Genomic DNA, 26,197 nt, shown 5'->3' with positions numbered 1-26,197 from the left:
GTCAGCTGGGGTCTGCGGCGGGCTCGGCCACGTCGATCGGAACGACGGGGCAGTCCTTCCAGAGACGCTCGAGACCGTAGTAGACGCGCTCCTCCTGGTGGAAGACGTGCACGATCAGGTCGCCGAAATCGAGCAGCACCCACCGCGCTTCTGCACGTCCCTCACGTCGTACCCGCTTGTGGCCCGACTCGATCAGTCGGTCCTCGATCTCATCGGCGATCGCGGCGACGTTGCGCTCGCTGTTTCCGGTGACGAGCAGGAAGATGTCCACGAGCGGAAGCGGCTCGGAGACGTTGAGCGCGACGAGATCCTCTCCACCCTTGTCGATGGCGGCTTGTGCTGCGAGGCGCAGCATCTCTTCGGCGGTTTCAGGTGATTGCATCAGAACACATTCGTGGTGATGGCGATGATGACGACGACACCGACAGCGAGGGCGAGGCCTCCGGCGACGATCGCCAGGGTGATCATCAGCCGGTTGCCCTTCTCAGGCGCCGGCGGACGGATCACCTCGCCGGCGGGCTTGATGGTGCTGACCGCCGAGCTGGCGGCGATCGGCGTGGGGGACGACGCGGGAGGAAGCTCGCCGTCGATGAGAACAGCGTCGACGTCCTTGCCGTCGGTGGTTCCGAGAGCATGGCCCTGCGAGCCCATGCCCTGCGGCAGTTCGTATGACCCGGTGACGAGGATCTCGCCGGTGGAGGCGACAGGGCCGGAGAGTGATCCTTCGCCCGGAGACGGGGTGAAGATCAGGGCGTTCGGCGCGGAGTGCTGCGAACCGGTCGAGTCGCCCACGGTGAGCAGTTCGTCGAACGACGGGCGGAACGGCGCATGCGGGTCCGGAGCATCGGCGAGGAGCCCCTCACCGAAGGCGGGGTTGACCGTGGGGCGAACCTCGGCGTCATCGTCGTCGTCGTCATCGGCATCGTCGACGTCGGCGAGCACGTCGTCGGCATCTTCGTCGGAACCGTCGGCGTCCTTCGTCACGAGGCCGAGAGCCGAAGCCACGTCCTCGTCGTGCGCCGACTCCTCAGCCTGCTCATCAGCGACCTCGAGCGGAACTTCGCCCACCGAGTCCGCGGCGACGGATGCGCTCACGGGTGCGATGGCGACCTCGTCGTCGATGTCGTCGTCGTCGCCGGGCTCTTCGTTCCTGGTGAAGTCCGGGACACCCGACACGATCTCCGCAGGAGCGTCAGCATCGTCCGCGATGGCGGCGGTCGACTCGACGGGGTTTTCCTCCGGCGCGTGGTCGGCAGGCTGCTCCGACTCCGTGTCGTCGGAATCCTCTGCAGCATCGTCGTCGGCGATGACCGGAACCGAGGCGGTGCGGACCTTCTCCAGCTCACGTGCCTGACGACGCGTCAGGGGTGCATCGCCGTTCGCCTCGTCGGCGTTCGACGTCGGTGCCGGCGCGACCTCGACGGGTTCGACAGCACGGGGCAGCGGCGGCACGGGGGGTGCCGCCTCAGCCGCCGCAGCGGCCTCTTCGTTGGAGATGACCGGGGTCGATCCCGTCAGCCGGATCTCCCGCAGCTGCTTTCGCGTCAGCGGACCCTGCTCCTGCTGATCCGATGTACTCATGCCTTGCTCCGATACAGATGATGCTTCGCGATGTACTGAACGACCCCATCAGGGACCAGATACCAGACCGGCTGATCGTCGCGAACGCGTTCACGGCAGTCCGTCGACGAGATCGACAGCGCCGGCACTTCGAGTTGGCTGACGTTGTCGCTCGGGAGGCCGTCGGTGCTCAGGACATGTCCGGGGCGTGAGACCGCGACGAAGTGGGCCAACTCCCACAACTCATCATGGTCCCTCCAACTGAGAATTTGCGCCACGGCGTCGGCACCGGTGATGAAGAAGAGCTCCGCATCCGGACGATCGCGCTTCAGATCGCGCAGCGTGTCGATCGTGTAGGTGGGGCCCTCGCGGTCGATGTCGACACGGCTGACCGTGAACTGCGGGTTCGAGGCGGTGGCGATCACCGTCATGAGATAGCGATGCTCGCTCGGCGAGACGCCCGACTTCTGCCACGGGTGTCCGGTCGGCACGAATACGACCTCGTCGAGACCGAGGGAGTTCGCGACTTCGCTGGCTGCGACCAGGTGGCCGTGATGGATGGGGTCGAACGTGCCGCCCATCACGCCGATGCGCGGGGTGCGCGTGGTCGCAGCGTCGTTCATGGGGGCCTAGTGGCCGTGTCCCGCCTCGTGACCGTCCTTGCCGTGCTGCGCAGCCCAGGCCTCGGCCTTCGCCGAGTGACGGTTGGCGACGTTCTTGTAGGAGAAGGTCACCAGTCCGAGGAAGGCGAACACGACCGCAGCGATGGCTCCGAAGATCACCGTTTCGAGCGCGACGTTGCCGTGGTGCTCGGTTTCGGCAGCGGCCATCGCGATCTGTGCGACGAGGTTCATCCTGACTCCGTTTCGTGGCGTGCTGTTCGGGATCCTGTGATGTACAGCGTCCCCCAGTCTAGCCCTCAGCCGCGGGTCTGCCCCGCCCCACGCGCGAGCCATTTCGTGCTGGTCAGCTCCGACAGGCCCATCGGCCCCCGCGCATGCAGCTTCTGGGTGGAGATGCCGACCTCCGCTCCGAAGCCGAACTCGCCGCCGTCGGTGAAGCGGGTCGAGGTATTCACCATCACGACGGCTGAGTCCACCTCGGCGAGGAAGCGCTCCGCATTGCGCGAGTCGGTCGTGATGATCGATTCCGTGTGACCTGTGCTGTATCGGCGGATGTGATCGAGCGCCTCATCGAGGGAGTCGACGACCTTCATCGCGATGTCGAGGCTCAGGTACTCGGTCTCCCAGTCGTCCTCGACCGCGGGGATCACGTTGGAGACGAGACCGGCGACCATGTCGTCGCCGTGGATCGCGACCCCTTCGCTCTGCAGCGCGCTGGCCACCAGGGGGATCAGACGCGGAGCCGCCTGACGATGCACCAGAACGGTCTCCACCGCGTTGCACACGCTCGGGCGCTGGACCTTGGCGTTCACGACGATGTCACTCGCCCAGTCGTCCGGCGCCGTCTCGTCGAGGAAGATGTGGACGTTGCCCGCTCCGGTCTCGATGACGGGCACGGTCGACTCCGTGACGACCGCCTCGATGAGGCCCGCACTCCCCCGCGGGATCAGGACATCGATGAAGCCACGACCGTGCATGAGCGCCTTCGCGCCGTCACGACCGAAGTCGTCCACGGTCTGGATCGCCTCGGGCGTGAGTCCAGCGTTCTGCACGGCGCTGCGCATGACGTCGACGAGGACGGTGTTGGAGTCGCGGGCGGCACTCCCGCCCCGCAGCACCACGGCGTTGCCGGAACGCAGCGCGAGCGCGGCGATGTCGACCGTCACGTTGGGGCGGGCCTCGTAGATCGCGCCGACCACACCGAACGGCACGCGCACCTGCTCGAGAGCTACGCCGTTGGGCATCCGGTGTCCGCCGACAACGCGGCCGACGGGATCTGCGAGAGCGGCCACCTCGCGCACAGCCGCGGCGAGGGCCGCCACGCGCTTGTCGTCGAGACGCAGCCGGTCGATGAGCGACTCCCCGATGCCGTCCTCGCGTCCGCGGGCGATGTCGCGACCGTTCGCCTCGATGATGCGCGGCGCGGCATCCAGAAGGGACACGGCGATGGATTCGAGCACACGGGCCTTGTCATCGCTCGTGAGCGCTGCCGTGGCGCGGGAGGCCTCTTTGGCGCGCTCGAGGCGTGCCTGCGGGGTCTGGTCGGTCATCCGCCCAGTTTATGAGGTGGCCGGCTCGAACCAGGTCCCTATTTCGGCGCCGGCGAGAGCCTGCTCGACGAGGTCGGCACTGGTGACCAGCACCCCGATCCCCGACGCCGCCGCGAGGCGCGCCGCCGAGACCTTGGTGGCCGCTCCCCCGGTGCCGACGCTGTTGACGACCGTCGCTCCGAACTCGAGGCCGGTCAGGTCGGCGTCCGGGGCCACGATGTCGATCGGCTCGGCGTCGGGATCGGTCGGAGGCTTCGTGTAGAGCGACTCGATGTCGCTGAGCAGGATGAGCGCATCGGCTTCGATCAGCTGGGCGACGAGCGCACCGAGCCTGTCGTTGTCGCCGAAGCGGATCTCCTGAGTTGCGACCGTGTCGTTCTCGTTCACGATCGGCAGGGTGCGCAGCCCGAGCAGTCGCTCCATGGCGCGACGGGCGTTGGAGCGCGACGTCGGGTTCTCGAGGTCACCGGTGGTGAGGAGCACCTGCCCTGCGACGATGTCGAAGGGACGCAGCGACTCCTGGTAGCGATACATCAGGATGTTCTGACCAACCGCCGCCGCGGCCTGCTGGGTCGCGAGGTCGGTCGGGCGGGCGTCCAACCGCAGGAACGGGATGCCCGACGCGATCGCACCCGATGACACCAGCACGACCTCGGCTCCGCGTGCATGCGCGGCAGCGAGGGCCTCGACGATGACGGGGATGCGCCAGGACGACTCACCGCTGATCGAGGAGGATCCGACCTTGACGACGATGCGGGACGCAGTGGCGAGTTCTGCGCGGGTTCGTGCTGTCACTCGCCGTCCTCGCGGTACGCGGCGAGACGCTGCGTCTCGACCTCGGCGCGGGCTTCGGCCTTGGCATCCATGCGCTCGTAGTACTGCTCGCGTCGCTCCGACGTCGTCCGTCGCGCGTTCGGGGCCAGACGGGGGTCGGTTCCACGCGGCGCACTCATCAGCTCCGCGGCCGATGTCATGGTGGGCTCCCAGTCGAAGACGATGCTGTCGCCCTCGCCGATGACGACCGTCGAGCCCTGAACGGCGCCGAGACGGAAGAGCTCATCCTCGACACCGAGCTTCTCGAGTCGATCGGCGAGATAGCCGACGGCCTCTTCGTTCTGGAAGTCGGTCTGCTGCACCCATCGAACCGGCTTCTCACCCAGGATGCGGTACACGTTGCCGTAGGTGCCACCCTCGACACGGATGGTGAATTCCTTCTTGGAGCCGCGAGGACGGATGATGACGCGCTCCGGCGGCGTCTCGAGCGCGGCTTCGGCACGCGCCTTCTCGACGAGCTCGCCCAACGCGAAGGTGAGCGGACGCAGCCCCTCATGGGAGACCGTGGAGATCTCGAACACGCGGAACCCGCGGGCCTCGAGATCGGGACGCACGAGCTCGGCGAGGTCGCGTGCCTCGGGGACGTCGATCTTGTTCAGAGCGATGAACTGCGGGCGCTCGAGGAGCGGCGTCTGTCCCTCGGGGACCTCGTAGGCACCGAGCTCGGCGAGGATGACGTCGAGGTCGGAGATCGGGTCACGACCGGGCTCCAGAGTCGCGCAGTCGAGCACGTGCAGCAGCGCCGAGCAGCGCTCGACGTGGCGGAGGAACTCGAGACCGAGTCCTCGGCCCTCGCTGGCGCCCTCGATCAGCCCGGGCACATCGGCGACCGTGTAGCGGAAGTCACCGACCTGCACCACGCCGAGGTTCGGGTGGAGGGTCGTGAACGGGTAATCGGCGATCTTGGGCCGGGCGGCGGAGATCGCACCGATCAGGCTCGACTTGCCGGCGGACGGGTAGCCCACGAGGGCGATGTCGGCGACCGTCTTCAGCTCGAGGATGATGTCACCCTCGTGCCCAGGGGTGCCCAGGAGAGCGAACCCGGGGGCCTTGCGCTTCGGGGTGGCGAGGGCGGCGTTGCCGAGGCCACCCATCCCGCCCTTGGCGACGACGAACCGCTCACCGGGGATGATCATGTCGATGAGGACTTCGCCTGCGGTGTTCTTCACCACGGTGCCGACCGGGACCGGCAGCTCGAGCGTCTCACCGAGGAACCCGGAGCGGTGGTCGCCCATGCCCGGACCGCCGTTGCCGGAGGAACGGTGCGGCGAGTGGTGATACGACAGCAACGTGCCGGTCTGAGGATCGGCGACGAGCACGACGTCGCCGCCGTCACCGCCGTTGCCTCCGTCCGGGCCGCCGAGCGGCTTGAACTTCTCGCGGTGCACGGAGACGCAGCCGTTGCCGCCCTTACCCGCACGCAGGTGCAGTGTGACGGTGTCGACGAACGTGACCATTTGCTAGTCCTCTGGGTTGCTGTGCGTTTTCGGAGGGCAGATACACGGACGGGGCGAGCCGAAGCCCGCCCCGAACCGGATATCTAGTGTCGCGCTGTGATCACTCAGCTGCGGCGACGATGTTGACGACCTTGCGGCCGCCCTTCGCGCCGAACTGGACCGCACCGGCGGCCAGAGCGAACAGCGTGTCGTCGCCGCCACGGCCGACGTTGACGCCGGGGTGGAAGTGCGTGCCGCGCTGGCGGACGATGATCTCGCCGGCGAGGACCTGCTGACCGCCGAAGCGCTTCACGCCGAGGCGCTGAGCGTTGGAGTCACGACCGTTACGGGTTGAGCTTGCGCCCTTTTTATGTGCCATGTCCTAATCCCCTCGGGCTTACTTGATGCCGGTGATCTTGACGCGCGTGAGCTCCTGGCGGTGGCCCTGACGCTTCTTGTAGCCGGTCTTGTTCTTGTACTTCTGGATGATGATCTTCGGGCCGCGGAGGTTGCCGATGACCTCAGCCGTGACCTTGACCTTCGCGAGCGAGTCAGCGTCGGTGGTCACCGTGGCGCCGTCGACGAGCAGCACTGCAGCCAGCTCGATCTTCTCGCCCTGGGCAGCCTTGACACGGTCGAGCTGAACGATCGTGCCGACCTCGACCTTCTCCTGCCGCCCACCGGCGCGCACTACTGCGTAAACCACTTCATACCTGTTTCGTTGGGGAGCTCGCGGCTCCGAGATCTCACGGGAAGACTGTTGCTTGCATGCACCGCAGAACGGCGGGTGCGAACGCAAGACTCTCCGCTTCGGCCGACGAGGACGACGCGGCATACGCACCAAGGGACTACTTTACCGGATGCGGGTCTGTGTCGCAAAGCGGGCCGCCTCCGATCTGTCTGGGCGCACGCTCGAGCCCCACCCCATCGCTGCGGACGTAGGCTGACGAGGTGACCGTACTCGTCGACGACCCGCTCTGGCCCGCCCACGGACGCCTGTGGGCACACCTGGTCAGCGACGAGAGCCTCGATGAGCTGCACGCGTTCGCGCGGGCGAACGGCATCGCTCCGCGCGCGTTCGACCTCGACCACTACGACGTGCCGGAGGAGATCATCCCCCGGCTCGTCGCCGCCGGCGCTCAGCATGTGAAAGGCAAAGAGTTGGTGCGTCGCCTGATCGCCTCAGGACTCCGAGTCCGCAGCCGCGACCGGCGCTGACGGTTCGTTGTTCACCGAGACGGGAGTGCCGGTGAGCGCTGCCGTGCTCACTCGACGACGCCCTCGCCCCTGACCGGGTGCCTTCGGCTCCGGAAGGGCATCGAGAACCGAGTCGAGCAGCTGCTCAGCGGGAGTCTTCGGGCCCTTGCGGTCGCCGCCGCGCTTCTTGCGGGCCTTCTTCGGACGCTCGGCAGCTGCGGGCGCCTCCGCCGCGACGTCGACCGTCTCGGCTTCCTGCGCCGCCCCCTCGGCCGTCGGAGCGATGGTCGAGGCCGCGATCTGCGCGAGAGCCGACTTGGCGCCCTCTGTGATGCTGTGAGTGACGGCCGGCGCCGCAGGAGCGCTCTGGCTCTGCCCGTTGCCGTTGCCGTTGCCGTTGCCGCCGTTGCCGCGCTGGCGACGACCGCTCTGCCCGTTGCCGTTGCTGTTGCCGCCCCCATTGCTGTTGCTGGAGCGGTGCTTCACGACCGGGTCGTGGTGCACGATCACGCCACGACCGGCACACACCTCGCACGCCTCGCTGAACGTCTCCAGCAGGCCGAGGCCGAGCTTCTTTCTCGTCATCTGCACGAGGCCGAGTGAGGTGACCTCGGCGACCTGGTGCTTCGTGCGGTCGCGGCTCAGGCATTCGATCAGTCGACGCAGCACGAGGTCGCGGTTGGATTCGAGCACCATGTCGATGAAGTCGACGACGATGATGCCGCCGATGTCACGCAGACGCAGCTGGCGGACGATCTCCTCCGCAGCCTCGAGGTTGTTCTTGGTGACCGTCTCCTCGAGGTTTCCGCCGGAGCCGACGAACTTGCCGGTGTTGACGTCGACGACCGTCATGGCCTCGGTGCGGTCGATCACGAGCGAGCCGCCGGAGGGCAGCCACACCTTGCGGTCGAGCGCCTTCTCGATCTGCTCCGTGATGCGGAAAGCATCGAAGGGGTCGGTCTCGTCCTCGTAGGCCTCGACGCGCTCCAGCAGGTCGGGGGCGACGCTCTCCAGGTACGCACGGATGGTCTGCTGCGCATCTTCGCCCTGGATCAGCATCTTCGTGAAGTCCTCGTTGAAGACGTCGCGGACGATCTTCACGAGAAGGTCGGGCTCAGCGTGCAGGAGCGCGGGCGCCTGCTGGTTCTCGACCTGCTTCTGGATGTGCTCCCACTGCGAGGTGAGTCGCTGTACGTCACGGGTCAGCTGGTCTTCGGTGGCACCCTCGGCCGCAGTGCGGACGATCACGCCGGAGGACTCCGGCAGCACCTCCTTGAGGATGCGCTTGAGGCGCGCACGCTCGTTGTCGGGGAGCTTGCGGCTGATGCCGTTCATCGACCCGCCCGGCACGTAGACCAGGTAGCGGCCGGGGAGCGAGATCTGGCTCGTGAGACGCGCGCCCTTGTGTCCGACCGGGTCCTTCGTCACCTGCACGAGAACGCGGTCGCCGGGCTTGAGCGCCAGCTCGATGCGACGCGGCTGGTTGCCGGTCTCGACACCGTCCCAGTCGACCTCGCCGGAGTACAGCACGGCGTTGCGCCCGCGACCGATGTCGACGAAGGCGGCCTCCATGCTGGGGAGGACGTTCTGGACGCGGCCCAGGTAGACGTTCCCGATGAGCGACGCGTCCTGGTTGCGGGCGACATAGTGCTCGACGAGCACGCCGTCCTCGAGGACGCCGATCTGGGTACGGCCGTTCTTGGACCGGACGACCATCTTGCGGTCGACCGACTCACGGCGCGCGAGGAACTCTGCTTCGGTCACGACGGGGCGACGGCGTCCGGCATCGCGGCCGTCGCGGCGACGCTGCTTCTTCGCCTCGAGACGTGTCGACCCCTTGATGGCCTTCGGCTCGGTGATGTACTCCACGACGCGCTGACGCTGACGCGGCTCTTCACGCTGATCCTCGCCCTCGGAGCCACCGCGGCGACGACGGCCACGACCACGGCCCGCCGCGTCTTCCTGGGGCTGCTCGCGTTCGGCGATGCGGTCGAAGATGCGCTCGCGACCCGGGCGTGCGGGAAGAGGGACGACCTCCGGCGCGTAGAAGTGCAGCTGCGTGGAGACCTGGGAGACGAACACCTCGGGAAGCAGGCCGAGCGACACGGCGGTCACCGGAGCCTCCTCGACGGTGCTCTCCTCGACGGCCGTCTCCGAGGCGGTGGTCTCCGAGGCGGTGCTCTCCTCGACGGCCGTCTCCGCGGCGGTGGTCTCCGAGGCGGTGGTCTCCTCGACGACCAGCTCGGCCACGGACTCTGCGTCTGCCTCTGAAGAGGCAGCCTGCAGCGTCTCGGTGTCGGTGCTCACCGTCTCGGTGGTCTCCTCTGCCTCAGCGCTCGCTCCTGCAGCGGCTTCCGCGTCAGCTTCTGCTTCCGCCTGTGCATCCGCGACCGACTCGGCGGCAGCAGCAGCGTCGTCGGCAGCGGCCGCGGCGTCATCCGCAGCGGCATAGCCGGCGGCGACGTCATCGGCGGCGGCGTCCTCTGCCACCTCTGCCGCTTCGGAGAGCTCATCGCCCTCGTCCGACGACCCTGTGAGGTCGTCCGCCTCGGGAGCAGTGGGCTCCGTCAGCTCTCCCGCGGCGTCAGCCGGGAAGTCGAGGGTAGGGGCGTTGTTGTCATTGTTGTCATCGGCCATCTCTGGCTTACTCCCTGCACGGGACACTCGGTGTCCTGTGAAATCTCATGCGGTACCCGCGGGTTCCGCGAACTCACTCGGTTTGCGACCGGCTCATGGCTCTGATCGCGTGGGGCATTGGACCCCGAAGTCTGCTCGATGCGTGTCGCGGCAACGCCGTTCATCGCATCACAGGCCATTATCGCACCAAGTGGCTCCGTTCGCGGCATCCCATCACGCGCAGCGAGTTTTCTCCGGCCTGTTCTCGCCGCATCCATAGCAGTCGCTGGGATAATCCCCAGTATGAGCGAGCAGCGCACCCGCCCCGTCATCTATGCCGTCTGGCTGATCATCGCGAGTGTGGTGGGCTGGTTCGCCGCCTTCCAGCTCACGATCGAGAAGTTCGTGCTGGCGGCGAATCCGGACGCCGTGCTGAGCTGCAACGTCAGCGTCATGATCCAGTGCGGCAAGAATCTCGACTCGTGGCAGGGCGAGGTGTTCGGCTTCCCCAACCCCCTGCTCGGCATCGCCGGTTGGATGGCTCCCCTGTTCATCGGCGTCGCACTGCTCGCAGGCTCGCGCTTCCCGCGATGGTTCTGGATGACTTTCGGTGCGGGCGTCACCTTCGCCTTCGGCCTCGTGTGCTGGCTGATCTGGCAGAGCATCTACGCGCCCAACCTCGGCGTGCTCTGCCCCTGGTGCATGCTGACCTGGTCGGTCACCATCCCCACCTTCTTCGCGACGATGCTGCATCTGACCCGCAACGGCACGTTCACGAACAACGAGAAGCTGAAGGACCGGGCGAACCGACTGATGGTCTGGGTCCCACTCGCGACGATCCTCGCCTACGCCGTGGTCATCCTGCTCGCCCAGCTGCGCGGCCTCGACCTCCTCGGAGAGGTCATCGGCATGGTCTTCTGACCCTCGGCTGATATCGGACGGATACCGAAGAAGCCCGCCCGTCGATCCTCGGATCGACGGGCGGGCTTCTTCGGCGTGACGGGCGCTCAGTCGAACCAGATGCCGAGCTCGCGAGCTGCCGACTCGGGGCTGTCCGAGCCGTGCACGAGGTTCTGCTGCACCTTGAGTCCCCAGTCGCGACCGAAGTCGCCACGGATCGTGCCGGGGGCCGCGGTCGTCGGGTCGGTGGTGCCCGCGAGCGAGCGGAAGCCCTCGATCACGCGGTTGCCCGCGAGACGGATGGCGACCGAAGGGCCGGAGAGCATGAACTCGAGCAGCGGCTCATAGAACGGCTTGCCCTCGTGCTCTGCGTAGTGCTCGGCGAGCAGGTCGCGGTCGGGCTCGACCAGGCGGATGTCGACGAGGGCGTAGCCCTTCGCCTCGATGCGGGCGAGGATCGCGCCGGTGAGGCCGCGAGCGACACCATCGGGCTTGACGAGGACGAGGGTTTCTTCGGTGGCCATGTCATTCACTCTCTGTCTGAGTCTCGGTCGTGGGCTCGGCGGGGCGTCGTGCGTCCAATCGGGCCCCTCCGATGGTCGCATACGCCCACATGCCGCCGAAAATCAGGACGACGAGCAGGATCGACGGGACGAAGAACGCCGACAGGGCGACGACGGCCTGGATGACCCATCCGGCGGTGAGCGCCCAGGGCTTCGTGATCATCCCGGCGATCACGATGCAGGCGAGCGCGAGCACGGCGCCGGCGACGATCGCCCACCACTGCTCGATCCCCTCGGGAAGCTGGCGCAGCCCGAAGATCGTGAGGCCGACGAGGAAGACCACGATGGCCTCGAAGCCCAGCACGACCGGTGCGAGCTTCTGCACGAGGGTGCGCGGCGGACGTGGCCGACGAGCAGGTGTCGCCTCGGCGCTCATGCGCGCCACCCCGCCTTCCAATCCTCGTCCTGCGCCAGCGCGATCGCCTCACCGGCGAGCACGACCGACCCCGCGATGATCACCGCGCGCCGGTCGGAGGATGCGGCCCACTCACGCGCGGCGTCGGCGGCATCGGCGAGCGAGTGGTGCACGGTCGCGCGCTGTCCGTTCTGCTCGACGAGGTCGGCGATCGCATCTGCATCGCTCGCGCGGTCGGAATCCGGAGCGGTGGCGAACACGTGCGCCGCGGTGGGAGCCAGCTCAGCGACGATACCGGCGGCGTCCTTGTCGGCGAGCACACCGAGCACCAGACCCCACTCGTCGAAGTCGAAGCTGTCGTCCAGCGCCTGAGCGAGCGCCTTGGCGCCGTGCGGGTTGTGCGCGGCGTCGACGATCACGGTCGGGGCGATGCCGAGCAGCTGCAGCCTTCCGGGCGAGGTGCTCTCCTGCAGGCCTGCCGTGACGATGTCCGCGGCGATGCGCTGAGTGGCCCCGCCGATGAGCGACTCGACGGCGGCGACGGCGAGAGCGGCGTTGTGCCCCTGGTGCGCGCCGTAGAGCGGGAGGTACTCCTCGGCGTACTCCCCCGCCAGGCCGCGGATCGTGAGCAGCTGCCCACCGACCGCGAGCTTCTGCTCGGTGAGACCGAACTCCTCGCCCTCGAAGGCGATGGTCGCGTTGCGCTCTGCCGCCACCCGACGCAGCACCTCGGCCGCCTCTGCGGGCTGCTGGGCCGACACCACCGCCGCGCCCTCCTTGATGATGCCGGCCTTGACCTCGGCGATCTCGGCGATCGTGCTGCCGAGACGGTCGGCGTGGTCGATGTCGATCGGGGCGAACACCGCCACGTCACCATCGGCCGTGTTCGTGGAATCCCACTCGCCGCCCATGCCGACCTCGAGTACCAGCACGTCGATCGGCGCGTCGGCCACTGCGACGAACGCCAGCACTGTCAGCAGCTCGAAGAACGTCAGCGGAGCGTCGCCGGCTGCCTCGAGCTCGGCGTCGACGATGTCGACGAACGGCTCGATCTCGTCCCACGCGTCCGCCACCGCCTCGTCGGCGATCGGCTCGCCGTCGATCATGATGCGCTCGGTGAAGCGCTCCAGGTGGGGACTCGTGAACAATCCGGTGCGCAGATCATGCGCCCGCAACAGGCTCTCGATCATCCGCGCGGTCGACGTCTTGCCGTTCGTGCCCGTGATGTGCACAACGCGGTAGGTGCGCTGCGGGTCGTCGAGGAAGGCGAGGATGCGGGCGGTGCGCTCCTTGCGGGGCTGCACCCAGCGCTCTCCCGCGCGGCTCAGAAGGGCTTCGTAGACGGCATCGGCCCGGTCGGCGGCGCTCATGCTGCTGCTCCCATCCTGGTGACGGCGATCGTGAAGTCACCGGCGTTCGCATACGTGCCGGCGGGGATGACGGCGGAGAACTCGGGCGTCACTGCCGCGGCGGCGGCGAGCACCGTCCCGTGTCCGAAGATCGAGTCGCCCTGCGCGTCGATCACGAAGTACTCCTCGGCCAGGGTCTCCGCCGCGATCCCGGCGAGGTCGAAGGCGGAGACGACAGCCGCGGTGTCCACGTCGTCCTGGAACCGGAGCACCAGCTGGATGCGATCGCTGACGTCGAAGTCGGCGTTCTTGCGGGTCTCCTGCACGGCGCGGATCACATCCCGGGCGAGCCCCTCGGCTTCCAGCTCCGGGGTCGTCGTCGTGTCGAGCAGCACGAAGCCGCCGGTGGGGACGATGGCGAGAGCCTCTCCCTCCGGGCGGCCCGTGGTCTCGAGCACGAGCTCGTACTCCGAGGGTTCGAGCACGATGCCGCCCGCGGTCACGACGCCGGACACCTCACTCCAGTCGCCCGAACGCGCAGCCTGGATCGCCTTCTGCACGTCCTTGCCCAGACGCGGCCCCGCCGCGCGGGCGTTGACGCTGAGGCGGTGGGCGATGCCGTACTCCGTCGCCGTGTCATCGGCGAGCGGGACGAGCTCCACCGACTTCACGTTCAGCTCCTCGCGGAGGATGTCCTCGAACTGGCCGAGCGACGCCGCCAGCGGCGAGACCACGGTGAAGCGGGCGAGCGGGAGGCGCACGCGCAGCTTCTCCTTCTTGCGCAGGGCATTGCCGACGCTCGACAGCTCGCGTACCGCGTCCATCGCGTCGCGGATCTCGTCCGCCGCCGGGAACTGCGCCGCGTCGGGCCAGTCGGTCAGGTGCACGCTGCGTCCGCCGGTCAGGCCCTGCCACACGCGCTCGCTGACGAGCGGTACGAGAGGCGCCGCGACACGGGTGAGCGTCTCGAGCACGGTGTAGAGCGTGTCGAAGGCCTCGCGGCTCTTCGGGTCTTCCGTCACGCCGGTCCAGAAGCGGTCGCGCGAACGCCGGATGTACCAGTTGGTGAGCACCTCGGCGAAGTCACGCAGACGCGCGGACGCGGTGGTGGAGTCGAGGCCCTCGAGGTCGGCGCGCACCTCGCGGACGAGGTCACCCAGACGCGCCAGGATGTAGCGGTCGAGCACATCGGTGGAGTCGGTGCGCCAGGAGGCCTCGTAGCCGTCGGCGCCGGATGCATTGGCGTAGGTCGCGAAGAAGTACCACGAGTTCCACAGCGGCAGCAGGAATTCGCGGACCCCCGAGCGGATGCCCTCCTCGGTGACCGCGAGGTTGCCTCCGCGCAGCACCGAGCTCGACATCAGGAACCAGCGCATCGCATCGGAGCCGTCGCGGTCGAGCACCTCGGACACGTCGGGGTAGTTGCGCAGCGACTTCGACATCTTGTAGCCGTCGCTGCCGAGCACGATGCCGTGGCAGCTGACACCCGTGAACGCGGGGCGATCGAACAGCGCGGTCGACAGCACGTGCATGACGTAGAACCAGCCGCGGGTCTGCCCGATGTACTCGACGATGAAGTCGGCCGGCGAGTGCGAGTCGAACCACTCCTGGTTCTCGAACGGGTAGTGCACCTGCGCATAGGGCATCGAGCCCGAGTCGAACCACACGTCGAAGACGTCTTCGATGCGGCGCATCGTGCTCTTGCCGGTGGGGTCGTCGGGGTTCGGGCGCGTGAGGTCGTCGATGTACGGCCGGTGCAGGTCGATCTCGCCCTCGGGGTTGCGCGGCAGCGTGCCGAAGTCGCGCTCGAGCTCCTCCAGCGAGCCGTAGGCGTCGACACGCGGGTACTCCGGGTCGTCGCTCTTCCAGATCGGAATCGGCGAACCCCAGTAGCGGTTGCGGCTGATCGACCAGTCGCGCGCGCCCTCGAGCCACTTGCCGAACTGCCCGTGCTTGACGTTCTCCGGCACCCACGTGATCTGCTCGTTGTTCGCGAGCAGGTCGTCCTTGATGTCCGTCACGCGGATGAACCAGCTCGAGACGGCCTTGTAGATCAGGGGGTTCCGGCAGCGCCAGCAGTGCGGGTACGAGTGCTCGTAGCTCTGCAGGCGGATCAGACGACCGTTGTCGCGGATCAGGCGCACGAGCGGAGTGTTCGCCTCCATCCACAGCTCGCCCGCCACATCGGTGACGTTCGGGAGGAAGCGTCCACCGTCGTCGAGGGACAGGATCGTGGGGATCCCGGCGGCGCCGGCGACACGCTGGTCGTCCTCACCGTAGGCCGGGGCCTGGTGGACGATGCCGGTGCCGTCGCTGACGGTGACGTAGTCGTCGACCAGGATGCGCCAGGCGTTCTCGGTCCCGTAGGTCTCGGTGTCGGCGTAGTAGTCGAACAGCCGGTCGTACGTCACATCCTGCAGCTCGGCGCCGCGGACCGTGGCGTCGACGGCCGCGAGAGCCTCTTCGGTGCTCTCGTAGCCGAGGTCCTTGGCGTATCCGCCGACGAGCTGACGGGCGAGCAGGTAGCGGTGCGCGGAGGACTCGATCGCGGCATCCGTCGTCCCTGCGGCCTGATGCACGTCGGCCGCGCCGTTCGGACCGGCGGGGAGCACGACGTACTCGATCTCCGGGCCCACGGCGAGCGCGAGGTTGGTCGGCAGGGTCCAGGGCGTGGTCGTCCAGGCGAGGGCGCGGACGCCGGTGAGGCCGAGCGCTTCCGCCTTGGCTCCCGTCAGCGGGAAGGTGACCGTGACGGACGGGTCCTGACGCATCTGGTAGACGTCGTCGTCCATGCGCAGCTCGTGGGCGCTGAGCGGAGTCTCGTCGCGCCAGCAGTACGGCAGCACGCGGTACCCCTCGTAGGCGAGGCCCTTGTCGTAGAGGGTCTTGAACGCCCACAGCACGCTCTCCATGTAGCCGAGGTCGAGCGTCTTGTACCCGCGCTCGAAGTCGACCCAGCGCGCCTGACGGGTGACGTAGTCCTGCCACTCGTGCGTGTAGGTCAGGACCGAGCTCTTCGCCTTCGCGTTGAAGACGTCGATGCCCATCTCCTCGATCTCGGCCTTCTCGGTGATCCCGAGCTGCTTCATGGCCTCGAGCTCGGCCGGCAGCCCGTGCGTGTCCCACCCGAAGACACGATCGACCTTGTGGCCGGTCATGGTCTGGAAGCGCGGGAACACGTCCTTCGCGTACCCGGTGAGCAGGTGGCCGTAGTGCGGCAGGCCGTTCGCGAACGGAGGCCCGTCGTAGAACACCCATTCGGGTGAGCCCTCACGCTGCGCGATCGAGGCGCGGAAGGTGTCGTCCGTCTTCCAGAACGCGAGCACCTCCTCCTCGATCTGCGGGAAGCGGGGGCTGGGCGCGACGGAATCGGCGGCGGGGCCGAAGGAGGAACGGGGGTAGGTCATCGTGTCTCGCAGTGGTCGTCGTGGCGGATGCTCCTGCGAGGACGATCCTCGCGGACCGCGGTACCACCTCGCGTGCCACGCCTTACGACGCGACCACTCTCACTGCGGCTGTGACGGGCCTGCCCCGCTCGGTTCTACTGAGCGCTTCCCGCGGGCGACGCCGTTCTTCCGAGAGCTCCCCGGTGATGGCCGGATCGATGCTCGTGTGTCCAGTGTACGCGTGCGTACACCCTCAGGACGCTCCTCTGCTCTCCTGGCCCCGGCCTCCCGCGCGCCGGAAGCGATGTCGCCGGCGCACCCTACGCTCGAAGCATGGCCCGCACCCCCGAGTCCCCCGCCCCTCCCCGCATCACCGCTCCCGACCTGCCGCCCGTGCTCGAGCCCGCGCTTCCCGCGCGCAGCGCCGACCTCATCGCCGCCAGGCTCGACCTGAACGGCACCGTCGATCTCGCCTACTCGACGCTCGAGCAGTGCATCCTGAGCGCCGACGCCGACGCCATCGACCTCACCGGCGCGACGGTCGTCGACGTCGACATGTCCGGTGTGCGCATCGCCTCGCTCCGCATGCGCGATGCCGGTGTGCGGCGGGTGCGGATCAGTGGCGGGCGTATCGGCACTCTCGACCTCAGCGAGGCGCTCATCTCGGAGCTCGATCTGCGGGATGTGCGCATCGACTATCTGAATCTGGGGGCGGCCAAAGTCACCGATCTCGAGATCTCGGGGTGCAGCATCCGCACCATCGACATGCCGCAGGCCGAGCTCTCCCGTGTGCGCTTCACAGCCACATCGAGCGACGAGGTCGACCCACGGGGCATGCGTGCGAAAGACGTGGATCTGCGTGGGCTCGACGCCGTCGCCTATCTCGACGCCCACAGCCTCCGCGGGGCCACCCTCACCTCGTTCCAGGTTCAGCAGCTCGCCCCGGCGCTGGCGGCGGGCATCGGCATCCAGATCAAGGACTGACGGCAGATCAAGGACTGACGGCAGATCAGAAGCCGGCGGGGCCACTCGCGTCGAGCAGTTCCCGCGTGAACGGATGCTGGGGCGAGGCGAACACGTCGACGGTCGCCCCCTGCTCGACGATCCGTCCGTCCTGCATCACGAGCACCTCGTCGGCGACCGCGCCGACCACGTCGAGATCGTGGGAGACGAGGATCATCGTCAGCTGCCGCTCCTGCTGCAACCGGCCGAGCAACCGCAGCACCCGCTCCCGCACCGAGGGGTCGAGCGCCGAGACGGGTTCGTCCAGCACCAGCACCTCCGGGTCGGCGGCGAGCGCGCGGGCGATCGCAGCCCGCTGTCGCTGACCCCCGGAGAGGGCGTTCGGACGCCTGTCGGCGATCTCCGGCGAAAGACCGACCTCGGCGAGGAGCTCCCCGACGCGGGCGACACGTCGCGCGCGAGGCACGCCGCCCGCCTCCAGTCCCTCCCGCAGCGATCGGCCGATCGTCCACCGTGGATCGAAGGCGCCGAGCGGGTTCTGGTGCACGAGTTGCACCCGTCGCTCCGCCGTCCACCGCAGGGTGCCGCTGTCCGGCGTGTCGACCCCGACGATCATGCGCGCGAGTGTCGTCTTGCCCGACCCCGACTCCCCCACGATGCCGAGCGTCTGTCCGTCCTTCACCGTGAACGTCGCGTCGATGACGGCGGGCACCGTGGCGAAGCTGCGCGAGAGGCCGCGGGCGATCAGCACCGGCGAGGCCTCCGTGGGGGCTGCAGCTCTGGTCTCGTGCATCGTCGCGGCGATGAGCTGCTTCGTGTACTCGTGCCGGGGGTTCTCGAGCACCTCGGAGACCGTGCCGGATTCGACCACGATGCCATCCTTCATCACGAGGACTCGGTCGGCGATCCGGCGAACCGCGGCGAAGTCATGACTGATGAAGACGAGCGCGGTACCTGCATCGGTGATCTCGCGCAGCAGTCCGAGGATCCGGGCCTGCACGGTGGCATCGAGTGCGGTCGTCGGCTCGTCCGCCACCAGCACGGCGGGGCCCGCGGCGAGTGCGGAGGCGATGAGCGCCCGCTGTCGGAGGCCTCCGGAGAGCTCGTGCGGGTGCTGTCGGGAGCGACGTTCGGGGTCGGGCATCCATACCCGCGCCAGAAGCTCCTGCACCCGCCCCGCCAGCGCCGCACGTCCGCGGACGAGCCGATGCAGCAGCAGCGGCTCGGCGACCTCCGCCCCGACCCGGCGAAGGGGGTCGAGCGAGACCAGAGCGTCCTGGGAGACGAGCGCGATCCCGGCTCCGCGAAGGTCGCGCCACGCACGTTCGGAGAGCCCGGCGGCATCCCTTTCGTCGATGAGGAGGCCCTCCAGGGAGACGGTGGCCTCTGCCGGCGTCAACCCCAGCAGTGCGCGGGCCGTGAGCGACTTCCCCGCGCCGGACTCCCCGACGATCGCGACGCACTCCCCGCGTTCGACCGTGAAGGAGACGTCGTCCACCACGCGCTTCCCGTCGAAGGCGATGCGCAGCCCCCGCACCTGCAGTGCAGCGTTCATGCCGCCCTCCCGTCTGCGCGCGCCCGCAGGATCCGTCCGACGACCGTCGCCGACACCACGGTGAGCGTGATCGCGATGCCGGGGAAGAGCGAGATCCACCACGCCTGTCCCAGCACGTTGCGACCACCGGCGAGCATGAGCCCCCACTCCGGTGTCGGCTCCGAGGGGCCGAGACCCAGGAAGCTGAGCCCGGCCGCGGCCAGGATGCTCGAACCGATGCCGATGGTCGCGAGCACGCTCAGTGCGCCGAGGACGCCGGGCACCACGTGCCGCGTGAACGCGCGCACCCGCGGGACGCCGAGGATGCGGGCCGCCTCGACGTGCTCGGCGACGCGCAGCGTCTGCGTCTGCACGCGCGCCAGCCGGATGTAGACGGGCACAGCGGCCAGGGTCACCGCGATCGCGATGTTCACCGGCCCCGGACCCAGGACCGCGACCACGACCAGCGCGACGAGGAACTCGGGGAAAGCCATCAGCACGTCGTTCACCCGCATCACGGTGGTATCGATGCCCTTCGGTGCGACTCCGGCGAGCGCGCCGATGACGAGCCCGACGACGAGCGCCACCCCGGTGGCGAGGAGTCCGATGCCCAGCGAACGCCCTGCGCCGTAGATGACTCGCGAGTACACGTCGCGCCCGCTCTGGTCGGTGCCGAACAGGTGCTCGGCACTCGGCGGAAGCAGGGCGGAGCGAACGGCGGTCTGCAGCGGATCGTGAGTGGCGAGCACGCCGGGCCAGAGCGCCGCGAACACGATCACCGCGAGCACCACGATCGCGACCCACAGCAGCACCCGCTGCGCGCGCCTCATCGGATGTCTCCGGCTCGCGAGGCCCTGACACGCGGATCGATCAGGGGATGCACGAGTTCGACCACGAGGTTCACCGCGACGAAGACCAGGGCGCTCAGCAGGATGATCCCGGTGATCACCGGCAGGTCGCGGTCGCTGATCGCGGCGAGGGTCACGCGGCCCAGGCCCGGACGCGCGAACACGGTCTCCACCAGCACCGCACCACCGAGCACGGATCCGGTCAGGTAGGCCGCGAGCGTCACGGCCGATGCAGCGCCGTGCCGCAGTCCGTGCCGCAGGGTGAACCACGAGGGGCTCGCACCCCGGGCACGCACCGTCTCGGCGAACGGCATGCGCTCCGCCTGCATCAGCCCGTCACGCAGCACCTGGCTGAGCAGCGCGGCGACCGGGAGCGCGAGAGTGATCGCCGGCAGGACGAGCGTGGCGGGGTTGCGGGCTCCCGACACCGGGAACCAGCCCAGTCCGAACGCGAAGACGCTGAGCAGGACGAGCCCGATCCAGAACACCGGGGAGGAGAGCACCACGAGCTCCACAGCGGCCGCGATCGTGCGCGCTGCCCTGCTCCGCACGAGGACCGCCACCGCGAGCGCGAGCACGAGGGCGATCACGAGCGCGAGCACCGAGAGCTGCACCGTCGCTCCGAGCTGACGTCCGATCACCTCCGTCACCGGCATCCGCAGTTGGTACGACTCCCCCAGATCTCCCCGAGCGAGCTGGCCGATGAAGCCGAGGTACTGCTCGAACGGCGGACGGTCCAGCCCCAGGTCGGCACGGATCCCGTCCTTGACGGCCTCACTCACCTGCGCCTGGGGCCCCAGCATCACCGAGACGGGGTCACCGGGGATCACCCGGAACGCGAGGAAGGCGACGGTCGCCGCGCCCCACAGGACGATGACGACGGATGCGACCAGACCGGCGATACGGGCGAGAGCAGCCTTCACCACCCGTGCCCTCCGCTCCGTCGACGGTTCAGCCGACGGTCACATCGTAGAACAGCGGCCGACCGTACAGGTCGTACTCGAGTCCCTCGACGCGGTCGCCGACGGCCGTGATCGCCGACGGGCTGTACAGCGGCACGATGGCCGTGTATGTGGCATTCCACTGCTGCAGCTGGGTGTACAGCTCGTTGCGCTTGTCCTGATCGCTGGAGGCGACGGCCTGCTCGAGCAAGGCATCGATCTGCGGGTCGCTCACCTGCGAGGCGTTCTGGAATCCGTCGGTGTGCAGGTGACTGCGCAGCAGATCGGGATCGACGCCCGAGAAGCCCCAGTCGGTCAGATCGAAGGTCTTCGGCTCGTACTGCTCGTTGTAGGCGCCGGGCTCGAGCTCCTCACGCTGAACCTCGAAGCCGATGCTCTTCAGATCCGACTGGATGGCGTTGCCCAGCGCGGCGCGGTCGTCGGGAACCGGCGTCCAGGCGATCCAGCGCACGGAGAGTCGCTTGCCGTCCTTCATGCGGATGCCGTCGGCGTCGCGATCCGTCCATCCGGCCTCGTCGAGCAGCGCATCGGCCGCATCCTGATCGAACGGCCAGCTGCCCTCGAGCGACGCGTCGTAGCCCGGAGTCGTCGAGCCGAGGATGCTCCATGCCCGCGGGAACTGTCCGAAGTAGATCTCCTCGACAGCGGCGTCGATGTCGATGCCGCGGGCGAAGGCCTGGCGCACCTTCTCGTCGGCGAACACCCCGTACTTCTCGTTCAGGTACAGCGAGTACGGCAGACCCGGGTACTCGATCGAGTCGACCGTGACGCCGTCGCCGAGGTCCTTCGCGAGGTTCGGCGGGATGTTGCTGGCGAGGTCGGCCTCGCCGCTGGTGACGACACCGGTGCGGACCGAGGCCTCCGGCTGGATCTCGACGCGCAGGGTCTCGAACTTCGGAGCCTCGGTGTCGTGCGGACCCCACGCGTAGTCGTCGTTGCGGGTGTAGACGATCTCCTGGTCTGGCGTGTACTCGCTGAGCTCGAACGGGCCGGTGCCCACGGTGATGTCGGGTCCGCCGGCCTTGAGCTTGTCTGCGGACTTCGCGAGCACGGCCGGCGAGTAGAAGCCCAGCTGCGGCGTGCTCGCCGCCTGCAGGAACGGGGCGTACGGCTGGGTGAAGGTCACCGTGACCGTATAGTCGTCGACGACCTCCGTGCCCTTGTAGAAATCAGCGCCGAGCATGCTGGCGGCCTGAGCGGAAGCCGTCTCGGGGTCGACGATGCGGTCGAAGTTCGCCTTGACCGCGGCGGCGTCGAACTTCTCGCCATCGGTGAAGGTCACGTCGTCCCGGAGCACGAAGGTGTACTCCGTGCTGTCCGGCGAGACTTCCCAGCTCTTCGCAAGCCACGGGCTGAACGTTCCGTCCGCCTCCTGGAACACCAGCGAGTCGAGCACGGCCCGCTGCACCATGCCGGAGACGTCGAGCTGGCTCACCTGCGGGTCCATGTGCCCGGCCGAGAGGTTCGCGCCCTCGATGGACCACACCAGCTCTCCTCCGCCTTCTCCCTCGGAACCGGGGGCCGCGCAGGCGCTGAGCACCAGCGCGGTGGCAGCGGCGAGCGCCGCGAAGGGCAGGAGACGACGCACTGATTTTGCGGGCATGACGATTCCTCTGGACGAGCGGGTCGGGATCCCTCCATCCTACGGCGGATTGTTGGACCGGGTCGATCTGCGGCGACCTGCCAGCCCCGCGATGCTCGGTAGACTGTTCGGCACCACCCACACTCAGGCACGCTCACACAGTGCCGCATACATCGCTCGAGGAGACCTTCATGCCTGCTTCCGAATCGTCGCAGAACCAGATTCCCGACAAGCCCGTACTCGAAGGCCTCGAAGCGAAGTGGGATGCCGCATGGGCCGAGCAGGGCACCTACCTGTTCGATCGTCTGCGCGCGGCACAGGCCGGCCGTGACGGCGTGTACTCGATCGACACCCCTCCTCCCACGGCATCGGGCAGCCTGCACATCGGACACGTGTTCTCGTACACGCACACCGACGTGAAGGCGCGCTTCGAGCGTATGCGCGGCAAGACCGTGTTCTACCCGATGGGATGGGACGACAACGGCCTGCCCACCGAGCGCCGCGTGCAGAACTACTACGGTGTGCGGTGCGACCCCTCGCTCCCCTACACGCCCGACTTCACACCCCCGTTCGAGGGTGGCGACAACAAGTCCAGCCGTGCAGCCGATCAGCAGCCGATCAGCCGCCGCAACTTCATCGAACTCTGCGAGCGCCTCACGATCGAGGACGAGAAGCAGTTCGAAGCACTGTTCCGCCAGCTCGGACTGAGCGTGGACTGGACGCAGACCTACCGCACGATCTCCGACGACACCATCCGTCAGAGCCAGCTCGCGTTCCTGCGCAACATCGAGCGCGGTGAGGCGTATCAGGCGCTGGCCCCGACGCTGTGGGACATCGACTTCCGCTCCGCCATCGCGCAGGCCGAGCTCGAGGACCGCGACCAGCAGGCGGCCTATCACACGATCGAGTTCCCCTTCGCGGACGGCTCGGGATCGATTGCGATCGACACCACCCGCCCGGAGCTGCTCCCCGCGTGCATCGCGATCGTGACGCACCCGGAGGGCCCGCACAAGCACCTCATCGGCACCAAGGTGAAGACCCCCTTCTTCGGCGCCGAGATCGAGATCCACGGGCACCACCTCGCCCAGCCCGACAAGGGCACCGGCGCTGCCATGGTCTGCACCTTCGGCGATGTGACCGACATCATCTGGTGGCGCGAGCTGCGCACCACCGACAACGAGTCGCTGCCGAACATGACCACGATCGGCCTGGACGGGCGATTCCTGCCCGATGCCCCCGCCTCCGTCGCGAACCCCGAGGCGGCGACCTGGTACGGCGAGGAGATCGCGGGCAAGACCGTCTTCAGCGCGCGCAAGGCGATCGTGGAGAAGCTGCAGGCGACGGGCGACATGACCGCTGTCGGCAAGCCGTTCAACCACGCGGTGAAGTTCTTCGAGAAGGGCGACCGTCCGCTCGAGATCGTCTCCACGCGGCAGTGGTACATCCGCAACGGCGCCCGCGACGGCGAGCTGCGCGACAAGCTCATCGCCCACGGCGAGGAGCTCGCCTGGCACCCCGAGTTCATGCGTGTGCGCTACGAGAACTGGGTCGGCGGCCTGACCGGCGACTGGCTGGTGTCGCGTCAGCGCTTCTTCGGCGTGCCGATCCCCCTCTGGTACGCCCTGGACGAGAACGGCGAGCGCGACTACGACCGCGTGCTCACCCCGGATGCGGCGACGCTCCCGATCGACCCGACCACCGATGTGCCCGCCGGATACACCGAGGACCAGCGCGGCGTGGCGGGCGGCTTCGACGCCGAGGCCGACATCCTCGACACCTGGGCGACCTCGTCCCTCACCCCGCAGCTCGCGGGTGGCTGGCAGCGCGACGAGGAGCTCTGGCAGCTCACTGCTCCGTTCGACCTGCGCCCCCAGGGTCAGGACATCATCCGCACCTGGCTGTTCTCGACGATGCTGCGCTCGACGCTCGAAGACGGCAGGACGCCGTGGCGCAACGCCGCGATCTCCGGATTCATCGTCGACCCCGACCGCAAGAAGATGTCGAAGTCGAAGGGCAACGTGGTCACCCCGGCCGACGTGCTCGAGGCCCACGGCTCCGACGCGGTGCGCTATTGGGCCGCCTCGAGCCGCCTCGGCATGGACGCGGCGTTCGACCCGCAGAACCCGACGCAGGTGAAGATCGGTCGCCGTCTGGCCATCAAGGTACTGAACGCGGCGAAGTTCGTGCTGTCGTTCCCCGTGCCCGAGGGTGCGCAGGTGACTCATGCCCTCGACGCGTCGATGCTGACCGCGCTCGACAGCGTCGTCGTCGAGGCCACCAAGGCGTTCGAGCGGTACGACGCCGCTCGTGCACTGGAGCTCACCGAGGCCTTCTTCTGGACGTTCTGCGACGACTACCTCGAGCTCGTGAAGGAGCGCGCCTACAACCAGGCCGACGTGGGACAGGCCTCCGCGGCGCTCTCGCTGCGTCTGGCCCTGTCGACGCTGCTCCGCCTGCTGGCTCCGGTGCTGTCCTTCGCGGCAGAGGAATCGTGGTCCTGGTTCGAAGAGGGCTCCGTGCACACGGCCGCGTGGCCGACGCCGCTCGGAATCGACGGCGACCCGGCGGTGCTGGCTGCAGCCAGTGAAGCGCTGATCGGCATCCGCCGTGCGAAGACCGAGGCGAAGGCCTCGCAGAAGACTCCGGTCTCGCGTGCGGCGATCGCCGCCCCCGCCGCGAAGCTCGACGCCCTCCGCGCAGCCGCCGACGACCTCCGCGCCGTCGGCCGCATCGCCGAGCTCGAGTTCACCGAGGCGGAGGCGTTCGCGGTCACCGCGATCGAGCTCGCTCCGGTCGAGGCGTCCTGATGCAGTTGGGCACGCGCTGGGCGGCGGGGTCCGAGGCTCCGGCCTCCGTCCCCGCCTCCCTGCGACCGGCGATCGCCGAGGTCGAGGCCAAGGGGCTGACCGGTCACTGGACGCTCACCTGGCTGGAAGGCCGCGCGATCGCTGAGCTCGACGCGGGGTGGGAGGTCTTCCAGACCGCCTCCGGCGAGATCGTCGCCCGCCCCTTCGAGGACTGAACCTCCCCGCCAGGCCGAGACCGGGTCTCAGCGCCGGGTCAGCCCGAGCTGGGCGAGAGCGTGATCGACGGCGCGCGGGTCCTGCCTGCGGGTCTGCTGCTCGCGCAGCAGATCGAGGGAGAGCTCACGCCGTTCGGCGCGCCGCGAGATGCGGTGCTCGACGTAGGCGGTGAGATGGCCGGCGAGTCTCAGCAGCCCGCGTTCGGTCTGGGTCGGCGCCACCAGGTGAAGAGTCGCGCTGGTCATGATTCCTCCACGGTGTCGTCGCTGGATCCGTGCGTCGCCTGCTGCGGCGTCGGAAGGTCGAAGAGTTCGGTGCGGAGCGAGACGCGTCGAACATCGGGGCCGGTCTGACCCCGGTAGCGCTCGATGGCGCTCTCCACGATGCTCTCGAGCTCCTCCCGGAGCGACATGGCCTGCTCCGGCGTCATATCGAGGTGGGTGGTGATCGTGATCCCCACATCGCGCCAGGCCTCGGGCACCTCGGACTGCGGCCGGTTGAGGTACGACATCAGCGTCTCGTGCCGCAGCCGGAAGAACTCCGACGTGACGATCTGCGCAGCGGCACGGTTCGCCGGCGAGGTCATCTCGTCGGGCCCCGGCACGTCGATGCGCCCCTTGGGCCGCTCCCACCATCGCTCGCGTGCCGTGCCCCGCCCCTCGACCTCGCGGATGAGGTCGTGCGCGGCGAGGGCGCGGAGGTGGTAGCTGGTCGACCCCGAGGTCTCCCCCACGAGGGCGGCGAGCGAGCTCGCCGTCTGCGGACCACGTGCGGCGAGAAGGTCGAAGATCTTCACCCGGAGCGGGTGCGCCAGGGCCTTCAGCGCACTGGCGTCCAGAGTCCTGACCTGGGTCTCATTCGTCATGCATGCAAAGATACCGTTGCAAAGAAGTCTTTGCAAGTGTTTCTTTGCAAG

At 68.4% G+C, this 26,197-nt stretch carries 25 protein-coding genes; 5 read left to right on the top strand and 20 right to left on the bottom strand.

Features of this window, described 5'->3' with window-relative positions:
* Window position 1 precedes the first annotated feature (1 nt).
* From rsfS to rplU, 9 genes are all read right to left on the bottom strand, one after another.
* Complete coding sequence (gene rsfS / locus ACP699_RS01220) at window positions 2-382, bottom strand: ribosome silencing factor (RefSeq protein ID WP_017830333.1); 381 nt, start codon at window positions 380-382, stop codon at window positions 2-4.
* Window positions 382-1,581 (bottom strand): hypothetical protein, encoded by a 1,200-nt coding sequence (locus ACP699_RS01215; protein WP_426168488.1) that lies wholly within the window; start codon window positions 1,579-1,581, stop codon window positions 382-384. Before ACP699_RS01215 ends, rsfS begins: the two co-directional genes overlap by 1 nt.
* Window positions 1,578-2,183 (bottom strand): nicotinate-nucleotide adenylyltransferase, encoded by a 606-nt coding sequence (gene nadD, locus ACP699_RS01210; RefSeq protein WP_055867584.1) that lies wholly within the window; start codon window positions 2,181-2,183, stop codon window positions 1,578-1,580. Before nadD ends, ACP699_RS01215 begins: the two co-directional genes overlap by 4 nt.
* Window positions 2,184-2,189: 6 nt before the next feature.
* Window positions 2,190-2,414 (bottom strand): hypothetical protein, encoded by a 225-nt coding sequence (locus tag ACP699_RS01205; RefSeq protein WP_021198522.1) that lies wholly within the window; start codon window positions 2,412-2,414, stop codon window positions 2,190-2,192.
* A 65-nt stretch (window positions 2,415-2,479) separates the two neighbouring features.
* A complete protein-coding gene (locus tag ACP699_RS01200; protein WP_055867580.1) occupies window positions 2,480-3,733 on the bottom strand; it encodes a glutamate-5-semialdehyde dehydrogenase in 1,254 nt (417 codons plus the stop codon).
* A gap of 9 nt (window positions 3,734-3,742) precedes the next feature.
* Window positions 3,743-4,528, bottom strand: coding sequence for a glutamate 5-kinase (gene proB, locus ACP699_RS01195; RefSeq protein WP_055867577.1), 786 nt, complete (start codon window positions 4,526-4,528; stop codon window positions 3,743-3,745).
* Window positions 4,525-6,024 carry a GTPase ObgE gene (obgE, locus tag ACP699_RS01190; RefSeq protein ID WP_055867574.1) on the bottom strand — a complete coding sequence of 500 codons (1,500 nt, stop codon included), beginning with the start codon at window positions 6,022-6,024 and terminating at the stop codon, window positions 4,525-4,527. Before obgE ends, proB begins: the two co-directional genes overlap by 4 nt.
* A gap of 100 nt (window positions 6,025-6,124) precedes the next feature.
* Window positions 6,125-6,382, bottom strand: a complete 258-nt coding sequence (gene rpmA, locus ACP699_RS01185; protein WP_028501603.1) for a 50S ribosomal protein L27 — start codon at window positions 6,380-6,382, stop codon at window positions 6,125-6,127.
* Between the two features lie 18 nt (window positions 6,383-6,400).
* Entirely contained in the window at window positions 6,401-6,709 is a 309-nt protein-coding gene (gene rplU, locus ACP699_RS01180; RefSeq protein WP_028501602.1) for a 50S ribosomal protein L21, read from the bottom strand.
* Window positions 6,710-6,954: 245 nt separating this feature from the next.
* Between rplU and ACP699_RS01175 the strand changes: the two genes are divergently transcribed.
* Window positions 6,955-7,221, top strand: a complete 267-nt coding sequence (locus ACP699_RS01175; protein ID WP_055867569.1) for a DUF4031 domain-containing protein — start codon at window positions 6,955-6,957, stop codon at window positions 7,219-7,221.
* Here ACP699_RS01175 and ACP699_RS01170 read toward each other — a convergent pair.
* Window positions 7,186-9,837: an Rne/Rng family ribonuclease gene (locus tag ACP699_RS01170; protein WP_426168477.1), complete on the bottom strand. Its 2,652-nt coding sequence runs from the start codon at window positions 9,835-9,837 to the stop codon at window positions 7,186-7,188. The genes ACP699_RS01175 and ACP699_RS01170 overlap by 36 nt on opposite strands.
* A 282-nt stretch (window positions 9,838-10,119) precedes the next feature.
* On the opposite strand from ACP699_RS01170, the gene ACP699_RS01165 reads away from it, so the two are divergent.
* Window positions 10,120-10,737: a vitamin K epoxide reductase family protein gene (locus tag ACP699_RS01165; RefSeq protein ID WP_426168474.1), complete on the top strand. Its 618-nt coding sequence runs from the start codon at window positions 10,120-10,122 to the stop codon at window positions 10,735-10,737.
* 86 nt (window positions 10,738-10,823) lie between these two features.
* Here ACP699_RS01165 and ndk read toward each other — a convergent pair whose 3' ends face one another.
* From ndk to ileS, 4 genes are read right to left on the bottom strand one after another with little or no spacing between them, the layout of a single operon-like run.
* Window positions 10,824-11,240, bottom strand: a complete 417-nt coding sequence (ndk, locus tag ACP699_RS01160) for a nucleoside-diphosphate kinase (RefSeq protein WP_017830321.1) — start codon at window positions 11,238-11,240, stop codon at window positions 10,824-10,826.
* A gap of 1 nt (window position 11,241) precedes the next feature.
* Window positions 11,242-11,655: a DUF4233 domain-containing protein gene (locus ACP699_RS01155; RefSeq protein ID WP_229778863.1), complete on the bottom strand. Its 414-nt coding sequence runs from the start codon at window positions 11,653-11,655 to the stop codon at window positions 11,242-11,244.
* Entirely contained in the window at window positions 11,652-13,004 is a 1,353-nt protein-coding gene (locus ACP699_RS01150) for a bifunctional folylpolyglutamate synthase/dihydrofolate synthase (protein WP_055867556.1), read from the bottom strand. Before ACP699_RS01150 ends, ACP699_RS01155 begins: the two co-directional genes overlap by 4 nt.
* The gene (gene ileS, locus ACP699_RS01145; RefSeq protein ID WP_426168468.1) at window positions 13,001-16,390 is read right to left on the bottom strand and encodes an isoleucine--tRNA ligase; all 3,390 of its coding nucleotides are present in this window, start codon (window positions 16,388-16,390) and stop codon (window positions 13,001-13,003) included. Before ileS ends, ACP699_RS01150 begins: the two co-directional genes overlap by 4 nt.
* A 312-nt stretch (window positions 16,391-16,702) precedes the next feature.
* Between ileS and ACP699_RS01140 the strand changes: the two genes are divergently transcribed.
* Window positions 16,703-17,353 (top strand): pentapeptide repeat-containing protein, encoded by a 651-nt coding sequence (locus ACP699_RS01140; protein ID WP_426168465.1) that lies wholly within the window; start codon window positions 16,703-16,705, stop codon window positions 17,351-17,353.
* Window positions 17,354-17,378: 25 nt separating this feature from the next.
* Here ACP699_RS01140 and ACP699_RS01135 read toward each other — a convergent pair whose 3' ends face one another.
* From ACP699_RS01135 to ACP699_RS01120, 4 genes are read right to left on the bottom strand one after another with little or no spacing between them, the layout of a single operon-like run.
* On the bottom strand, window positions 17,379-18,887 hold the full coding sequence (locus tag ACP699_RS01135; protein ID WP_426168462.1) for a dipeptide ABC transporter ATP-binding protein: 1,509 nt from the start codon (window positions 18,885-18,887) through the stop codon (window positions 17,379-17,381).
* On the bottom strand, window positions 18,884-19,696 hold the full coding sequence (locus tag ACP699_RS01130; RefSeq protein WP_055867542.1) for an ABC transporter permease: 813 nt from the start codon (window positions 19,694-19,696) through the stop codon (window positions 18,884-18,886). Before ACP699_RS01130 ends, ACP699_RS01135 begins: the two co-directional genes overlap by 4 nt.
* Window positions 19,693-20,640: an ABC transporter permease gene (locus ACP699_RS01125; RefSeq protein WP_426168458.1), complete on the bottom strand. Its 948-nt coding sequence runs from the start codon at window positions 20,638-20,640 to the stop codon at window positions 19,693-19,695. Before ACP699_RS01125 ends, ACP699_RS01130 begins: the two co-directional genes overlap by 4 nt.
* A gap of 25 nt (window positions 20,641-20,665) precedes the next feature.
* Entirely contained in the window at window positions 20,666-22,279 is a 1,614-nt protein-coding gene (locus tag ACP699_RS01120) for an ABC transporter substrate-binding protein (RefSeq protein ID WP_426168455.1), read from the bottom strand.
* Between the two features lie 170 nt (window positions 22,280-22,449).
* Between ACP699_RS01120 and valS the strand changes: the two genes are divergently transcribed.
* The gene (gene valS / locus ACP699_RS01115) at window positions 22,450-25,065 is read left to right on the top strand and encodes a valine--tRNA ligase (protein ID WP_127482232.1); all 2,616 of its coding nucleotides are present in this window, start codon (window positions 22,450-22,452) and stop codon (window positions 25,063-25,065) included.
* Window positions 25,065-25,280 carry a hypothetical protein gene (locus ACP699_RS01110; protein WP_055867525.1) on the top strand — a complete coding sequence of 72 codons (216 nt, stop codon included), beginning with the start codon at window positions 25,065-25,067 and terminating at the stop codon, window positions 25,278-25,280. The genes valS and ACP699_RS01110 overlap by 1 nt, the downstream gene beginning before the upstream one ends.
* A gap of 27 nt (window positions 25,281-25,307) precedes the next feature.
* Here the strand turns inward: ACP699_RS01110 and ACP699_RS01105 are convergent, their stop codons facing one another.
* Together ACP699_RS01105 and ACP699_RS01100 are read right to left on the bottom strand one after the other, a co-directional pair.
* A complete protein-coding gene (locus tag ACP699_RS01105; protein WP_017830310.1) occupies window positions 25,308-25,526 on the bottom strand; it encodes a hypothetical protein in 219 nt (72 codons plus the stop codon).
* Window positions 25,523-26,146: an ArsR/SmtB family transcription factor gene (locus ACP699_RS01100; protein WP_055867522.1), complete on the bottom strand. Its 624-nt coding sequence runs from the start codon at window positions 26,144-26,146 to the stop codon at window positions 25,523-25,525. Before ACP699_RS01100 ends, ACP699_RS01105 begins: the two co-directional genes overlap by 4 nt.
* Window positions 26,147-26,197: the final 51 nt, after the last annotated feature.

It is taken from the genome of Microbacterium sp. DWRC1-3, assembly GCF_049896645.1.
GTDB lineage: Bacteria > Actinomycetota > Actinomycetes > Actinomycetales > Microbacteriaceae > Microbacterium > Microbacterium maritypicum.
The sequence above is the reverse complement of the archived record's forward strand: the minus strand, read 5'-3'. Positions and strand labels throughout refer to the sequence as shown.

Bases quoted from the DNA above. Each gene is read 5' to 3' on its own strand.
- rsfS (WP_017830333.1), bottom strand. From the start codon at position 382: ATGCAATCACCTGAAACCGCCGAAGAGATGCTGCGCCTCGCAGCACAA.
- ACP699_RS01215 (WP_426168488.1), bottom strand. From the start codon at position 1,581: ATGAGTACATCGGATCAGCAGGAGCAGGGTCCGCTGACGCGAAAGCAG.
- nadD (WP_055867584.1), bottom strand. From the start codon at position 2,183: ATGAACGACGCTGCGACCACGCGCACCCCGCGCATCGGCGTGATGGGC.
- ACP699_RS01205 (WP_021198522.1), bottom strand. From the start codon at position 2,414: ATGAACCTCGTCGCACAGATCGCGATGGCCGCTGCCGAAACCGAGCAC.
- ACP699_RS01200 (WP_055867580.1), bottom strand. From the start codon at position 3,733: ATGACCGACCAGACCCCGCAGGCACGCCTCGAGCGCGCCAAAGAGGCC.
- obgE (WP_055867574.1), bottom strand. From the start codon at position 6,024: ATGGTCACGTTCGTCGACACCGTCACACTGCACCTGCGTGCGGGTAAG.
- rpmA (WP_028501603.1), bottom strand. From the start codon at position 6,382: ATGGCACATAAAAAGGGCGCAAGCTCAACCCGTAACGGTCGTGACTCC.
- ACP699_RS01170 (WP_426168477.1), bottom strand. From the start codon at position 9,837: ATGGCCGATGACAACAATGACAACAACGCCCCTACCCTCGACTTCCCG.
- ACP699_RS01165 (WP_426168474.1), top strand. From the start codon at position 10,120: ATGAGCGAGCAGCGCACCCGCCCCGTCATCTATGCCGTCTGGCTGATC.
- ndk (WP_017830321.1), bottom strand. From the start codon at position 11,240: ATGGCCACCGAAGAAACCCTCGTCCTCGTCAAGCCCGATGGTGTCGCT.
- ACP699_RS01155 (WP_229778863.1), bottom strand. From the start codon at position 11,655: ATGAGCGCCGAGGCGACACCTGCTCGTCGGCCACGTCCGCCGCGCACC.
- ACP699_RS01150 (WP_055867556.1), bottom strand. From the start codon at position 13,004: ATGAGCGCCGCCGACCGGGCCGATGCCGTCTACGAAGCCCTTCTGAGC.
- ileS (WP_426168468.1), bottom strand. From the start codon at position 16,390: ATGACCTACCCCCGTTCCTCCTTCGGCCCCGCCGCCGATTCCGTCGCG.
- ACP699_RS01140 (WP_426168465.1), top strand. From the start codon at position 16,703: ATGGCCCGCACCCCCGAGTCCCCCGCCCCTCCCCGCATCACCGCTCCC.
- ACP699_RS01135 (WP_426168462.1), bottom strand. From the start codon at position 18,887: ATGAACGCTGCACTGCAGGTGCGGGGGCTGCGCATCGCCTTCGACGGG.
- ACP699_RS01130 (WP_055867542.1), bottom strand. From the start codon at position 19,696: ATGAGGCGCGCGCAGCGGGTGCTGCTGTGGGTCGCGATCGTGGTGCTC.
- ACP699_RS01120 (WP_426168455.1), bottom strand. From the start codon at position 22,279: ATGCCCGCAAAATCAGTGCGTCGTCTCCTGCCCTTCGCGGCGCTCGCC.
- valS (WP_127482232.1), top strand. From the start codon at position 22,450: ATGCCTGCTTCCGAATCGTCGCAGAACCAGATTCCCGACAAGCCCGTA.
- ACP699_RS01110 (WP_055867525.1), top strand. From the start codon at position 25,065: ATGCAGTTGGGCACGCGCTGGGCGGCGGGGTCCGAGGCTCCGGCCTCC.
- ACP699_RS01105 (WP_017830310.1), bottom strand. From the start codon at position 25,526: ATGACCAGCGCGACTCTTCACCTGGTGGCGCCGACCCAGACCGAACGC.
- ACP699_RS01100 (WP_055867522.1), bottom strand. From the start codon at position 26,146: ATGACGAATGAGACCCAGGTCAGGACTCTGGACGCCAGTGCGCTGAAG.